Below are 14,490 nucleotides of genomic sequence, written 5' to 3'. Positions count from 1 at the left end.
GCCGCCAAATGATGGAGAACAACATGGGCGAGGCTCCCGATATCCGCTATGCACCGGATACGCTGCGCATGTTCGCGCAGACCTTGTTTGGCGCCGCCGGACTTGAGGAGGAAAAGGCGGGCGCCGTTGCCCACTATCTCGTCGAAGCCGATTTGATGGGCCACACGACGCATGGCCTGGCATTGGCCGGCTGGTATCTGCAAAGCATCGCCGATGGTGTGATGAACCGTGAGGGCTTGCCGGATATTCTGTCGGATCGTGGGCCAGCGGTTGCCTGGCGTGGGCGCCGCCTTCCCGGTGCGTGGCTGACATCCGAAGCGGTGAAACTCGCCTGCGAGCGCGCAGCCACTTACGGCACAGCCACGATCGCGATCGCCGACAGTCATCATATCGGTTGTCTCGCCGCCTATCTCACCATCGCGACGGATCGCGGCTACATGGTCAGCATCGCAAGCTCCAGCCCATCCGGCGCTCAGGTCGCGCCTTTTGGCGGGCGAAAGGGGATCTATACGCCCAACCCGGTCGCCCATGGTATCCCAACGCCTGGCGATCCCATCCTGATCGATATCAGCGCTTCGATCACGACGGTCAACATGGCGCAGCGACTGGTGCGCGAGGGCCGGCAATATGAGCACGAGTGGTTGATGGATGAGAACGGCGAGCCCAGCCGTGATCCGCGGGTGATCGACCGTGGCGGCACGCTCATGCCGGTCGGAGGGCTCGATCATGGCCAGAAGGGCTACGGCATGGCGCTTCATGTCGAGGCCTTCACGCAGGGGCTTGGCGGTCTTGGCCGTGTCGACGAATTGACGGGGACGAACGCGGCCGTCACCGTCCAGGTTTTCGACCCTGAAGCCTTTGGTGGCCGGGATGCCTTTCTACGGCAGACGGGCTGGCTTGCCGAGGCGTGCCGCAGTAATCCCCCGCGACCGGGTGTTGCGCGCGTTCGGCTGCCGGGAGAAAACGGGCTGGCCCGCAAGCGCGACGCTCTCGCTCAAGGGTTAGTGCTCCACCCCAATATCATGGCCTCACTCGCACTGCATGCCGAACGGCTAGGGGTGGCTATCCCCTAGCCCCAGGCGCTTGTCCATTCCCCGAAAAAGCACGTGGAGAGTTCGATCAAACCATTTCGATCGGCGCTGCGAGCGGCTAAATGTTTACAAACGGTAAACGGCGTGAGGGAAAAGATGAGAAGCTTTGCAGGCGGTCTGACGGCAGCTCATTTGGAGCAAATGCTGGCACCTTACATTGCCGACCGGCAGGCGGAAACGGATCGCGGCAATGCCGAGCAGCGTGACGAGCGCGACCCTGCACCGGCAAAGAAAGCCGCGGAAAATGCCTGGACGTCGCCCCGCAACTAAACTCCGCAGACCGCCTCTAGGTATCTAACGACCGACGATTCCGGCATTGCCGAAAAGAGCTTTCGCTGCCCGGCGATGTCGGCAAATTCCAGTGCGGTATTTCTAATGTCTTGAAAAGACAGGCGTCCTCCAGGTCAATGGTGCCTGAAAGAAATCACCTCTGATAAGGAAACTGGAGCGGGCGAAGGGATTTGAACCCTCGACCCCAACCTTGGCAAGGTTGTGCTCTACCCCTGAGCTACACCCGCTCAATCCGCATCGGTCCGGGGTAGTTTGTGAGGACCGTGGGCGCCACCTTGCGGCGACGGGCGCTATATCGCCCAAACGATTTTCAAATGCAACAGGGAAATGACGGAATTTCGAAGAAAAATTTCCGGGCCCTGTTGGAAGACATCGGAAGTGCCGCAAATGCAGGGCAAAGCGTCAACCACGAACATTGCAAAAGACGACGGTGGAACGTAATCAGGCACCTTATCGCTCTCCAGACCCACGGATTTTACGATGACCGACGTGACGCCGAAGACCAGAGATGACCTTTTTGCCTTTCTTGACGGCCTTGAGATCAAGCATAGCACCAAGGATCATCCGCCGGTCTTCACGGTCGCCGAATCGGTGGCGCTGCGCGATGAGATTCCCGGCGGCCATACCAAAAATCTCTTCGTCAAAGACAAGAAAGATCAGTTCTTCCTGCTGACGGTGGAAGAGAATGCAGCCGTGGATCTAAAGACGGTGCATACGCTGATCGGCGCTGCCAGCAAGGTCTCATTCGGAAAGCCGGAAAAGCTGATGGAGTATCTGGGGGTCGCGCCAGGTTCGGTCACGGCTTTCGGGGCCATCAACGACACCGGCGGAAATGTAACGTTCGTTCTCGACGCCGACCTGATGAAGGAAGAGATCGTCAATTGTCATCCGCTGTCGAATGATGCCACGACATCGATTGCCAGCGGCGACCTTATTCGCTTTATGGAAGCAACCGGACACAAGCCGCTTGTCTTGAAAGTGACGTCCTGACATACGATTTTAGCGCTACACAAGCCGGCTGACCGGCACGGCGGGAGATATCCATGAGCGGCAACGACAATCCTTACAGCAATTCCTTGGGCCAGATGTCGGCAACGGCAAACTACGGGGCAGCGCCGACACCCGGCGCGGGCGGCTATATCAAGGATACGACGACTGCGAATTTCACGAAGGATGTCATTGAGGAATCGCGCAACCAGCCGGTTCTCGTCGATTTCTGGGCGCCTTGGTGCGGTCCTTGCAAGCAGCTGACGCCGGTGCTGGAAAAGGTCGTCAACGAGGCGCAGGGGCGCGTCAAGCTGGTCAAGATGAACATCGATGACCATCCCTCGATTGCCGGGCAGCTTGGTATCCAGTCGATCCCGGCCGTGATCGCCTTCGTTGGCGGTCGTCCCGCCGATGGCTTCATGGGCGCAGTGCCAGAGAGCCAGATCAACCAGTTCATCGATCGGATCGCCGGTCCGGCCGGCGCCGACCAGGCGGCAGAAATCGAGGGCGTTCTCAAGGAGGCCGACGAGCTGCTGGCTTCAGGCGATATCAACGGTGCCGCACAGCTTTTCGGCGCCGTCATGCAGGCCGATCCCGAGAATGCCAAGGCGTTGGCCGGAATGGCCGAATGCATGATTGCCGCCAACCAGCACGAGCGTGCGCGCGAGGCGCTGACAGAACTGCCGGAGGAAATGGCGAAGGATCCGGCCATCCAGGCGGTCTCGAAGAAGCTCGATCAGATCGAGGAGGCGCGCAAGCTCGGTGATCCCGTAGCCCTGGAGCAGGAGTTGGCGCGAAATCCCGACGATCATGAAGCGCGTTTGAAGCTTGCCAAGATCCGCAACGTCGAGGGCCGGCGTGACGAGTCGGCAGATCACCTGCTTTACATCATGCGCAAGGACCGTGCTTTTGACGACGACGGCGCGCGCCGCCAATTGCTGCAGTTCTTCGACGTCTGGGGCTTCAAGGATCCCGCTACTGTTTCGGCACGCCGCAAGCTTTCGGCGATGCTGTTTTCATAATTCGGACTCCAGTTTCGATTCGTCGCCCTTGCGTTTTTAGAGGCGGGCACCACATTTCCGTTTGTGCGGGCGTGTCGCGCCCGCCGGCAATGCAGGACCAGTCTCTATGCAAGTGGGGAATGCACGATATCTGAAACCCGGTGATCTGCCTGATACGATCGCGGTCTTTCCGCTGGGCGGTGCGCTGCTGCTGCCCACAGGGCAGTTGCCTCTCAATATTTTCGAGCCGCGCTATCTTGCCATGTTCGATGCGGCCTTATCAGGCAATCGATTGATCGGCATGGTCCAGCCCGCGCTGGGCGACCAGGAAGGGCAGGGCGAGGCCAATCTGGCGCCGGTTGGGTGCCTCGGACGCATCACTTCTTTTGCGGAGACCGGCGACGGCCGCTACATCGTGTCCCTGACGGGCATTTGCCGTTTTCGGCTGCTGGAGGAGCGGGAGACCCACAATCCGTTCCGGACCTTCCGCATCGCGCCGTTCATTGCCGATCTTTCGGCGCGCGACGAGGAGGATGCCGTTGATCGCACAGCGCTTCTGGCCGCCTTCAAGGCCTATCTCGACGCGAACAAGCTCGAGGCGGATTGGGAAAGTGTCGAGCGCGCCAGCAACCTGACGCTCGTGAACTCGCTGGCGATGATGTCTCCCTTTGGGCCGGCGGAGAAGCAGGCGCTACTGGAGGCACCGGATCTGAAAACACGCGCGGAAACATTGATCGCGATCACCGAGATCGTCCTGGCACGCGTCTTCGGTGACTCGGACACCGTTCTGCAGTAAGACCGGTTCATGGACGAAAAGCTCAGCCGTGTTGACCCGAAACTGCTGGAACTATTGGTATGCCCCCTGACCAAGGGCCGGCTAACATACGATCGCGAGCACAATGAACTCGTGTCGGAGAAGGCGCGTCTCGCCTATCCGATCCGTGACGGCATTCCGATCATGCTGGTCTCCGAGGCGCGCGGGCTGGACGACTGACTAGATCGTCTGTCCCGCGAGCAGGCGGGGGTTGTCCTTGGCGGTCGTGCCGGCCGCCTGCCCGATAAAGAACGATTTGAGGCCCGGCAGGCGATCGACGATCCCGAGGCCAAAGTCGCGGGCGATACGCAGTGGCCCTATGTCGTTCGAGAAAAGTCGATTCAGCACATCGGTGGTAACGCCCATCCGGAAGGTGTCGAAGCGTCGCCAGGCCTGGTAGCGCTCGAGTATGTTGATCGAGCCGATATCAAGTCCAAGCCGATCTGCCTCGACGACGGTTTCGGCAAGGGCGGCGACATCCTTGAAGCCGAGGTTGAGGCCCTGACCCGAAATCGGATGAATACCGTGCGCCGCATCGCCGGCGAGCGCCACACGTGGAGCTACGAAAGCCCGCGCAAGCGTCAGCCCCAGCGGGAAGGCGCGCTTGTCGCCGGCAACCCTCAATGCACCGAGCTTGTGACCGAAGCGGCGCTCCAGCTCCTCCTCGAAAATCAGATCGTCGGATGTGACGAGACGATTTGCCTCCGGCGTCGGCTCCGTCCAGACGAGCGAGGAGCGGTTGCCTTTCAGGGGCAGGATGGCGAAAGGTCCGGATGGGAGGAAGTGTTCTTCCGCGCAACCGTGATGTGGACGCTCATGCTCGACCGTCGTGACAATTCCTGACTGTCCATAGTCCCAGGAGACGGTCTTGATCCCCGCCAGGTCCCTGAGGTGTGAACGGACGCCGTCGCAGGCGACGACGAGCCGGGCTTCCTGCATGCTGCCATCCGAGGCAGTGACTGTCGCATGCGTATCGGCAATCGAGAGGCCGGTTGCGCTGAAGCCGTGATGAATTTCGATCCCAAGCCGTTCGCATACGCCACGCAGCGCCCGCACGAGCACGACATTCGGAATCATATGTGCGAACGGCCTGCCATCCTCCACCTCGCCATCGAAGGTCAGGAAGACCGGACGTACGGGATCCGATGTCTTGGAATCGGTGACGATCATCTTGGTGATCGGCTGAGCGTCGGGCTCGATCTCATCCCAGATGCCGAAAACCTCGAGCATCCTGGTCGCGGCGGCGATAATGGCCGAGGCGCGCATGTCTTTCTGCCATACGCCGGCAGGAGCAGCCTCGACAACCGCGACATCAAGGTGAGGTGCCGCCTGCTTGACCGCCACGGCCGCGGAAAGCCCCACATAACCCGCGCCTACAACCAGCATGTCCCGCATGGAGTTCCGTTCCGTTTCTTGTGAATATCGTATTGATCTATATAGATCATCGCTGCCGTACTTCCTACCGCCCGGAGCCGTACAAAATGACGCGTGACACCGAAAAGCCGACTGCGATGGAGACCCTGCTTTCTACGCTGGATCTCGAAGCGATCGAGGTCGACATCTTTCGGGGTCGCAGCCCGCAGGTCGGCTGGCAGCGCGTCTTCGGCGGCCAGGTCATCTCGCAGGCCTTGATGGCGGCACAGCGCACGGTGGAGCGCGACCGGGTCGTGCATTCGCTGCACGCCTATTTTATGCGACCGGGCGATCCCTCCGTGCCGATTGTCTATCAGGTGGAAAGGATTCGCGACGGGTCGAGTTTCAACACGCGCCGGGCCGTGGCCATCCAGCATGGAAAGGCAATCTTCGCCCTGTCGGCCTCGTTTCAGATCGAGGAATCTGGTTTCGATCACCAGATCGTCATGCCCGACGTGCCCGCTCCGGAAAAGCTTCTCGATGAGCGGCAGATCGCGACGCAATTTCTTGCCAACGCGCCCGCGCCGATTCGGAAATACTGGGAGCGCGAGCGGCCGATCGAGATTCGCCCGATATCGCTCACGCACTATTTCTCTGACAAGAAGCTCGATCCGGTGCAGCATGTTTGGGTTCGGGCGACGGGGCCAGTTCCCGACGATGGGCACTATCAGGCAGCCATTCTTGCCTACCTCTCCGACATGACCCTGCTCGATACGTCGCTCCATCCGCATGGAACGTCGATTTTCGATCAGAGCATCCAGGTGGCCAGCCTCGATCATTCGATGTGGTTCCATCGGCCCACCAAACTCGATGATTGGCTTCTCTATACCCAGGACAGCCCCTCGGCTTCCGGCGCCAGGGGGCTCACCCGCGGTAGCCTGTTTACGAGAGACGGTGTCTTGATTGCGTCGGTGGCGCAGGAGGGGCTGATTCGTAAACGGGCAATTGAATAAATCGTAGGCATATTCGTTCATTTGAACATTTTTCGAGCGATTATTGGGCAATCAATTGCCCGTTTATTAGCGCCGTTATAAATAACGTATACTTTTCAATATATTAGATCGTCATATCGAATCTGGCACGTCCTTTGAATGTGTAGTCTTGGTCGCTGTTCGTGAACGTCAGCGGCAAGGAGAGTCGGCTCCGTGCCGAGGATAACGAAGGATGGGAAACCAGATGAAAATTGTGATGGCCATTATCAAGCCGTTCAAGCTGGATGAGGTGCGCGAAGCCCTCACGGCGATCGGCATCCAAGGCCTGACCGTGACCGAAGTGAAGGGCTACGGGCGCCAGAAGGGGCATACTGAAATTTATCGCGGCACCGAATATGCGGTCAGCTTCCTGCCGAAGCTCAAGATCGAGATCGCGGTCGCCTCCGAACTCGTCGACAAGGCTGTCGAAGCCATCGCCTCATCTGCCAAGACCGGCCAGATCGGTGACGGCAAGATCTTCGTATATTCGATCGACCATGCCGTGCGCATTCGCACCGGCGAAACCGACACAGAAGCGCTTTAAGAGCCGCAGAGCAAGGGAGCCTGTTTCAATGTCAATTTCGAAGTTTTCTTCCACCTATGCGCGGCTTGGTGCTGCGTCGGCTGCGCTGCTCGCGCCCGTCGTCGCTTTCGCGCAGGATGCTGCTGCTCCTGCTGCCGCTGCTGCTGCTCCTGCGATGACGGTCGACAAGGGCGACAATACCTGGATGATGATCTCCACGGTTCTCGTCCTGCTGATGACGATCCCGGGCCTCGCCCTCTTCTACGGCGGTCTGGTTCGCGCCAAGAACATGCTCTCCGTTCTCATGCAGGTCTTCATGATCACGGCAGTGGTGATGATCATCTGGGTGACCTACGGCTACTCGCTCGCCTTTACGGACGGCGGTTCGCTTAACAGCTTCGTCGGCGGCTTCTCGAAGGCTTTCCTCGCAGGCGTCGACACGACCACCCTGTCCGAAACATTCACGAAGGGCGTTGCCATTCCGGAGCTGACCTACGTTTGCTTCCAGATGACCTTCGCCTGCATCACGCCTGCCCTGATCGTCGGCGCTTTCGCCGAGCGCATCAAGTTCTCGGCCGTCATGCTGTTCGTCGTTCTGTGGGTCACCTTCGTCTACTTCCCGATGGCACACATGGTCTGGTTCTGGGGCGGTCCGAGCTCCTACACCTCCCCGTCGGGTCTGATCTTCTCCTACGGCGCACTTGACTTCGCTGGTGGTACGGTCGTCCACATCAATGCCGGTATCGCCGGTCTGATCGGGGCCATCATGCTCGGCAAGCGCACCGGCTATAAGAAGGAAATCATGGCTCCGCACTCCATGACCCTGACCATGGTTGGCGCATCGCTTCTGTGGGTCGGTTGGTTCGGCTTCAATGCCGGCTCGAACCTCGAAGCCAACGCCTATGCCTCGCTCGCGATGATCAACACCTTCGTCGCAACGGCTGCAGCGGCTGTGTCCTGGTGCCTCGTCGAAAACTTCACTCGCGGCAAGGCGTCAATGCTCGGCGCAGCTTCGGGTGCAGTCGCTGGTCTGGTTGCCGTTACCCCGGCAGCAGGTTTCGCGGGCCCGATGGGTTCGATCGTCCTCGGCCTCATCGTTTCGCCGGTTTGCTACTTCTTCGTCGACGTCGTGAAGAACAAGTTCAACTATGACGACTCGCTCGATGTCTTTGGCGTGCATTGCGTTGGTGGTATTCTCGGCGCCATCGGCACTGGCATCCTGGTCAATCCGGCGCTCGGCGGCGCAGGCATCGTCGACTATTCGACGGCCGACTTCGCGGCCAGCTACCCGGGCACGGCAACGCAGGTTTTCGCCCAGCTGAAGGGTGTCCTGACGACGATCGCATGGTCGGGCATCGGTTCCTTCATCCTCTACAAGATCGTTGATGTCGTCATCGGTCTGCGCGTCTCTGTCGAAGCGGAGCGCGAAGGTCTCGACCTCGCAACCCACGGCGAAGCCGCCTACCATTCGTAATCTAGGCATTGCGGCGCTTGCACAACAGGCGCCGCTGAACAGCCCGTCGCGGCCTATTCGTCCGAATAGTCCGCCTTTAGCCCGGACCTCCATAGGTTCGGGCTTTTTTATTTTCAGATGCAAGATGTGGGGGTGGCATGGTTAACACCGCTTTAACCGTCCTTTGATTAGGTGGGGCGAAGGTACTGGGCGCAGACGCTTGGCGATTCGCACGCTCTCACGCATTGGACGGGTACACACATGGCAAGAAGCACATCGCCTGCAATGGATGGCCGGCCTGACCGTTTTTCCCTTTCGGGCTTCATGTTCCGGCAGGCGCAAACCCTTGTTGGCTTCGGAATCTTTCTGCTGCTCGCTTTGGCAGTCGCCGCGCTTGCCACCTGGAATGTTGCGGATCCGAGCTACTCCTATGCGACAGGAAACGAGCCGACCAACATTCTAGGCTATAGCGGCGCTGCCTTTGCAGATCTTGCAATGCAGTTCTTCGGACTTGCCAGCGTCGTCGCGCTTTTGCCTGTGGTCGCCTGGGCGCTTGCATTGATCTCGGGACGCCGCATCAGTCGCATCCCGGCGCGCGCCGCCGCCTGGGGTCTGGGATCGGTGCTTTCTTCCGCCGTAATAGGTTGCTTCCCGCCGCCGCTCACCTGGCCGATTCCCAACGGTATTGGCGGTGTCATCGGTGACATGATCCTGCGGTTTCCAGCGCTGTTTGTTGGAGCCTATCCGACCGGCGCTTTTGCGACAGCGGTTGGCTGCGTGTTCGCCATCCCCACCGTCTGGATGATGCTGTTTTCTGCCGGTCTCGTCGGTCGCAACGAGGAGGATGAGGATGAAGCGGCGGAAGACTACGCAAAAAGCCGCTCCAAGCTGCCCTCGGTAGGTGACGAGGAAGAAGATGACGATGAAGGCGGCTGGCTGGCGTTCGGAGCGCTGACCCATGCCTGGTACATGAGCCAGGCTCGCATGCGTCGCTTGCTCGGCATGGGCCCCCGCAAGCGGCGGCAGGACGATTTCGAGTCGCCCTACGACTTCAATGATGACGAGTTTGGCAAGCTGAATGAGCCGGTCCGCGCCAAGGTGTCGGTGGCCCGTGGAGAGCGCATGGATCCATCGATGGATCCGCGCGCTGCCTCGCAGCGTCGTGTTGTTTCCGCGCCGTCCATTTCGCTCAACGACGACGACGATGACGATCTGCCGTTCGATGACATGCCGCCGCGTCCAGCCGACATTCTGCCTGATGACGACGACGACTGGATGATGCGCGCTCCCTCCAAGCCTGCCGGCGGACGTTCGGAGCCGCGCGTCGTACAGCCGACGGCGCGGCCGAAACCCGGCGCCCGCGTCGAACGCGAGCAACAGGGATCGTTCATCCGCCCCGAGGGCTTCCAGCTTCCGTCGATGCATCTCCTCGCCGAACCGAAGAATGTCGTGCGTGATTCGACGCTGTCTGCCGATGCGCTGGAACAGAATGCGCGCATGCTCGAAGGCGTGCTCGAGGATTTCGGCGTCAAGGGCGAGATCATCCACGTTCGGCCCGGCCCGGTTGTCACGCTCTACGAACTGGAGCCTGCTCCCGGTATCAAGTCGTCGCGCGTCATCGGCCTGGCTGACGACATCGCCCGTTCGATGAGCGCGATTGCCGCGCGCGTCGCTGTCGTGCCGGGCCGCAATGCCATCGGTATCGAGCTGCCGAACTCCACGCGCGAAACCGTCTATCTGCGCGAACTCATCGCCTCACGCGATTTCGAAGGCTCGAAGGCGAAGCTTGCCATGGCGCTCGGCAAGACCATCGGCGGCGAAGCTGTCATAGCGGATCTGGCCAAGATGCCGCACTTGCTCGTTGCGGGTACCACAGGCTCGGGTAAGTCGGTCGCCATCAACACAATGATCCTGTCTTTGCTTTATCGCATGACACCGGAGCAGTGCCGTCTGATCATGATCGATCCGAAGATGCTCGAACTGTCGGTCTATGACGGCATTCCGCATCTTCTCTCGCCTGTCGTCACGGACCCCAAGAAGGCTGTCGTTGCGCTCAAATGGACCGTCCGCGAGATGGAAGAGCGCTACAAGAAGATGTCGAAGATCGGCGTCCGCAATATCGACGGCTTCAACAGCCGCGTCGAACAGGCCCTTGCCAAGGGCGAGGTGATCTCGCGCACCGTGCAGACCGGCTTCGACCGCCACACGGGCGAGGCGATGTACGAGACGGAAGAATTCGACCTGCAGCCGATGCCTTATATCGTCGTCATCATCGATGAGATGGCCGACCTGATGATGGTTGCCGGCAAGGACATCGAAGGCGCCGTGCAGCGACTGGCGCAGATGGCGCGTGCCGCAGGCATCCATGTCATCATGGCGACCCAGCGCCCGTCCGTCGACGTCATCACCGGCACCATCAAGGCAAACTTCCCTACCCGCATCTCCTTCCAGGTGACGTCGAAGATTGACAGCCGCACCATCCTCGGCGAACAGGGCGCGGAGCAGCTGCTCGGGATGGGTGACATGCTCTATATGGCCGGCGGCGGACGCATCCAGCGCGTCCACGGCCCGTTCGTTGCCGATATGGAAGTCGAGGAGATCGTCTCCTACCTGAAGACGCAAGGCGCGCCGCAATACCTCGATGCCATTACGGCTGACGAGGACGAAGATGGCGACTATGGCGGTGGTCCGGCGGGAGCGTCCAACCTCTCTGAATCCGACGATCCGTACGATCAGGCCGTCGCGATCGTTCTACGTGACGGAAAGGCGTCGACGTCGTATATTCAGCGTAGACTTGGCATTGGATACAACCGCGCCGCATCCTTGATCGAGCGGATGGAGCAGGAAGGCATCATCGGTCCCGCCAATCATGCTGGAAAACGCGAGATCCTGGTTCCGACCGAGGGCGATATTCTTGACCGCTGAGGCCGGCAGCATTGAATGATGCCAACCTCACGGAAACCTGATCGCATTGAAACCGTTAGTTTATGCAGGCCTGCGAGCTCCGCCATGAAGGCGCCGCGTTTCCGCAGCATTCAAAATGCATAAAGGAGACATAGATGAACAACTCCAATTCCGTCATGGACCGCATCTCGCTGACCCGGCGCCATCTTCTTGGCACGCTGGCCGTCGCTGCGGCGTCGGCAATCCCGATTGCTGCCTATGCACAGGCGGCCGCCGCTGCTTCCAGCTCCGCTACCGCGCAGGCGATTGCGGACCACTTCTCAAGCGTTGCGACGATGCAGGGCGAATTCGTCCAGTTTGGCCCGCGCGGCGAGCAGACCGGCGGGAAGTTCTATATCCAGCGCCCCGGGAAGCTGCGCTTCAACTATGACAACCCATCGCCGATCCGTGTCATCGCGGACGGAAAGAACGTTGCCGTTGGCAATATGAAGCTCAAGACATGGGATTTGTATCCATTGTCGAAGACGCCGCTCAGCCTGCTGTTGGCACAGCGGATCGACCTCTCGGCAGGTTCCGTGAAGAGCGTGAAGCAGGAATCGGACCTGACGACGATCGCGCTTGGCAACAACACGATCTTTGGTAACTCGACGATTACGATGATGTTCGATCCGAAGACCTATGATCTCCGTCAGTGGACGATCACCGACAACCAGGGCAAGGACACCTCGGTTATGGTGTTCAACGTCAAGACCGGCATGCAATTCGACAACAAGGTGTTCAGGGTGCCATACGAGGTGATCCCCGGAACGGCTGCCTACCGAGACTGATTTCTGCTGTGTTTTGAGGACAACGCCCTGCGATCTCGCGGGGCGTTTTTCTTTTCGCGCATCCGTTCCATAGGAGCAGCCTTTGCTCTAAAGCCAGTTCGTCCGGTTTTGAAAGGCAATGGAATGGGCTTCTCAGTCACGACTTGGAATATCAACTCTCTGCGGTTGCGCATGCCGATCGTCGAGCAATTCGTCCTCAAGCACAAGCCAGACATCCTTTGCCTCCAGGAAACGAAGGTTCCGAACGACCTGTTTCCTGCCTCGCCGTTGCGCGCAATGGGCTATGAACACATCATCATCCATGGCCAGAAGGGCTATCACGGCGTTGCCATTGCCTCGCGTGTCCCGCTCGTCGAGGATCACCGTCAGGACTACTGCAACGTCGGCGATGCTCGGCACATCTCAGCGGTCTTCGAGCACGGTGGCCGCCGTATTCGCCTGCATAACTTCTATGTCCCGGCCGGCGGCGACGAACCGGATCGGACGATCAATCCGAAGTTCGGGCACAAGCTCGACTTCATCGAGGAAATGAAGCAGCTCAAGGCGAACGGCGAGACGAATACGTCGGCGATCCTTGTCGGCGATCTCAATATCGCTCCGCTCGAGCACGACGTATGGTCGCACAAGCAGCTGCTCAAGATCGTCAGCCACACGCCCGTGGAGACCGAAGGCCTTCTTGAGGTCATGCAGCGGGGCGCCTGGCTCGACCTGATGCGCCAGCACGTTCCGGAGAATGAAAAACTCTATACGTGGTGGAGCTATCGCGCCAAGGATTGGCAGGCAGCTGATCGCGGCCGTCGGCTCGACCATATATGGAGCTCAAAGGACCTCGGGCCGCATCTGCAACGCATCGATATCTTGAAGGAGGCGCGCGGTTGGGAACGGCCATCCGACCATGTGCCTGTTACCGCGCACTTCAATCTCTGATCTGCTCAGACGAAGCGGTGGAGATGTGCCACTGCTTTGGCCGCAAGCTCGGCGATATTGTCCCGAATGCGGCTCTCGATTAGCCGGGCAGCATCCGGATATTCTTCGATTAGCCGGTGGAACAGCGAGCGAGTGATGCGAATGATGCTCGTGTCTTCCGTTGCAACGGCCGTGAACTTCCGCTCGACCAACGTGATCAGCGCAAGCTCGGATAGAAGCGTGCCAGGTCCAACCGTATTCTGGATTTCAGCTTGGCCATCGCGGCCAGTCCGGCTGAGTTCGACGCCACCAGCGAGGATGACGTAAGCGCTTTCCGCCGGCGAGCCTTCGCGGAAGAGCATCTGGCCTGCCGAAATGACGCGTCGATCAGCGCCGAAGGCGATCAGCCGCAGCTGATCCTCCGACATGCCGTGGAACAGCGGCAGCTGCGACAAAAGCCGGATGTCATCGTTAAGAGCCATGCTACGGAATGATCTTGTAGCCGCCGTTTTCTGTTACCAGAATCTCGGCGTTGGATGGATCGCGTTCGATCTTCTGGCGCAGGCGATAGACGTGGGTTTCCAGCGTGTGCGTTGTGACACCGGAATTGTAGCCCCACACCTCTTCCAAAAGCACGTCGCGGGTGACGACCTTCTGTTCGGCGCGATAGAGGTAGCGAATGATCGCCGCTTCCTTCTCCGTCAGCCGGATCTTCTGGCCGCTGTCCATCGTCAACAGCTTCTGGCTCGGCTTGAAGACATAAGGGCCGACGCTGAAGGTGGCGTCCTCGCTTTGCTCGTGCTGGCGCAGTTGCACGCGGATGCGGGCAAGCAGGACGGCGAAGCGAAAGGGCTTCGTGACGTAGTCGTTGGCGCCGGCTTCGAGGCCGAGGATGGTATCGGAGTCCGTGTCATGACCGGTCAGCATGATGATCGGGGCTTTCAGCCCGCCCTTTCGCAGCAGCTTGACGGCCTCGCGTCCGTCCATGTCGGGCAGCCCGACGTCCATGATGAGCAGGTCAATCGGCGTTGATCGCGCGCGCTCGACACCCTTGGCCGCCGTCGTTTCCTGAAGCACCGTGAATTCGTCGTAGAGCGAAAGCTGTTCCGTGAGTGTCTCGCGGAGGTCGTCATCATCATCCACCAAGAGAATGGTGCGTGCGGTCATGCGGCTCTATCCCTCGCCTGCGGTCCCTCACTCCTACGCCAATTCGCTAGCATTGGCAAAGATTGGGCAACCGAGCTGTTGTCGTATACGATGCTATATGATTTCAGTCGTAATCCTAGCAATCGCAACCACATGTGAGAAA

The 14,490-nt window shown here is 59.7% G+C and carries 15 protein-coding genes and 1 tRNA gene; 12 read left to right on the top strand and 4 right to left on the bottom strand.

The genetic code is table 11. The features are described 5' to 3' along the window. Positions 1–23 precede the first annotated feature (23 nt). Complete coding sequence (locus RGCCGE502_RS23420) at positions 24–1,073, top strand: Ldh family oxidoreductase (RefSeq protein WP_016556682.1); 1,050 nt, start codon at positions 24–26, stop codon at positions 1,071–1,073. Between the two features lie 114 nt (positions 1,074–1,187). Then, positions 1,188–1,361 carry a hypothetical protein gene (locus RGCCGE502_RS37495; protein WP_019280528.1) on the top strand — a complete coding sequence of 58 codons (174 nt, stop codon included), beginning with the start codon at positions 1,188–1,190 and terminating at the stop codon, positions 1,359–1,361. 173 nt (positions 1,362–1,534) lie between these two features. Here RGCCGE502_RS37495 and RGCCGE502_RS23415 read toward each other — a convergent pair. Further along, positions 1,535–1,609: transfer RNA gene (locus RGCCGE502_RS23415), tRNA-Gly, on the bottom strand. A 253-nt stretch (positions 1,610–1,862) separates the two neighbouring features. On the opposite strand from RGCCGE502_RS23415, the gene RGCCGE502_RS23410 reads away from it, so the two are divergent. The 4 genes from RGCCGE502_RS23410 to RGCCGE502_RS23395 all read left to right on the top strand — a co-directional run bounded on the left by RGCCGE502_RS23410 (position 1,863) and on the right by RGCCGE502_RS23395 (position 4,364). Then, positions 1,863–2,372 (top strand): prolyl-tRNA synthetase associated domain-containing protein, encoded by a 510-nt coding sequence (locus tag RGCCGE502_RS23410; protein WP_016556681.1) that lies wholly within the window; start codon positions 1,863–1,865, stop codon positions 2,370–2,372. A gap of 53 nt (positions 2,373–2,425) precedes the next feature. Continuing rightward, complete coding sequence (gene trxA / locus RGCCGE502_RS23405; protein WP_016556680.1) at positions 2,426–3,391, top strand: thioredoxin; 966 nt, start codon at positions 2,426–2,428, stop codon at positions 3,389–3,391. A 106-nt stretch (positions 3,392–3,497) separates the two neighbouring features. Next, positions 3,498–4,166, top strand: a complete 669-nt coding sequence (locus RGCCGE502_RS23400; protein WP_016556679.1) for an LON peptidase substrate-binding domain-containing protein — start codon at positions 3,498–3,500, stop codon at positions 4,164–4,166. Positions 4,167–4,175: 9 nt separating this feature from the next. Beyond that, positions 4,176–4,364: a Trm112 family protein gene (locus tag RGCCGE502_RS23395; RefSeq protein ID WP_007794429.1), complete on the top strand. Its 189-nt coding sequence runs from the start codon at positions 4,176–4,178 to the stop codon at positions 4,362–4,364. On the opposite strand, the gene RGCCGE502_RS23390 is transcribed toward RGCCGE502_RS23395, so the two are convergent. Further along, entirely contained in the window at positions 4,365–5,612 is a 1,248-nt protein-coding gene (locus RGCCGE502_RS23390) for a ubiquinone biosynthesis hydroxylase (RefSeq protein WP_081647302.1), read from the bottom strand. 53 nt (positions 5,613–5,665) lie between these two features. On the opposite strand from RGCCGE502_RS23390, the gene tesB reads away from it, so the two are divergent. From tesB to xth, 6 genes are all read left to right on the top strand, one after another. Next, on the top strand, positions 5,666–6,550 hold the full coding sequence (gene tesB / locus RGCCGE502_RS23385; protein WP_016556677.1) for an acyl-CoA thioesterase II: 885 nt from the start codon (positions 5,666–5,668) through the stop codon (positions 6,548–6,550). A gap of 211 nt (positions 6,551–6,761) precedes the next feature. Then, positions 6,762–7,112, top strand: a complete 351-nt coding sequence (locus RGCCGE502_RS23380) for a P-II family nitrogen regulator (RefSeq protein WP_019280527.1) — start codon at positions 6,762–6,764, stop codon at positions 7,110–7,112. Positions 7,113–7,140: 28 nt separating this feature from the next. After that, entirely contained in the window at positions 7,141–8,565 is a 1,425-nt protein-coding gene (locus RGCCGE502_RS23375; RefSeq protein ID WP_016556676.1) for an ammonium transporter, read from the top strand. A gap of 240 nt (positions 8,566–8,805) precedes the next feature. Next, a complete protein-coding gene (locus RGCCGE502_RS23370) occupies positions 8,806–11,469 on the top strand; it encodes an FtsK/SpoIIIE family DNA translocase (protein WP_016556675.1) in 2,664 nt (887 codons plus the stop codon). A gap of 134 nt (positions 11,470–11,603) precedes the next feature. Continuing rightward, positions 11,604–12,275 carry an outer membrane lipoprotein carrier protein LolA gene (locus RGCCGE502_RS23365; protein ID WP_016556674.1) on the top strand — a complete coding sequence of 224 codons (672 nt, stop codon included), beginning with the start codon at positions 11,604–11,606 and terminating at the stop codon, positions 12,273–12,275. Between the two features lie 123 nt (positions 12,276–12,398). Then, positions 12,399–13,202 carry an exodeoxyribonuclease III gene (gene xth / locus RGCCGE502_RS23360; protein ID WP_016556673.1) on the top strand — a complete coding sequence of 268 codons (804 nt, stop codon included), beginning with the start codon at positions 12,399–12,401 and terminating at the stop codon, positions 13,200–13,202. 5 nt (positions 13,203–13,207) lie between these two features. On the opposite strand, the gene RGCCGE502_RS23355 is transcribed toward xth, so the two are convergent. Further along, a complete protein-coding gene (locus RGCCGE502_RS23355; protein ID WP_016556672.1) occupies positions 13,208–13,663 on the bottom strand; it encodes a cyclic nucleotide-binding domain-containing protein in 456 nt (151 codons plus the stop codon). Position 13,664: 1 nt separating this feature from the next. Next, on the bottom strand, positions 13,665–14,348 hold the full coding sequence (locus RGCCGE502_RS23350; RefSeq protein ID WP_016556671.1) for a response regulator transcription factor: 684 nt from the start codon (positions 14,346–14,348) through the stop codon (positions 13,665–13,667). Positions 14,349–14,490: the final 142 nt, after the last annotated feature.

Origin of the sequence: Rhizobium grahamii CCGE 502 (assembly GCF_000298315.2) — a bacterium.
In the GTDB taxonomy this organism is placed as follows: domain Bacteria; phylum Pseudomonadota; class Alphaproteobacteria; order Rhizobiales; family Rhizobiaceae; genus Rhizobium; species Rhizobium grahamii.
Note: the sequence above shows the minus strand (reverse complement) of the source record. Positions and strands in the feature narration are given on the sequence as shown.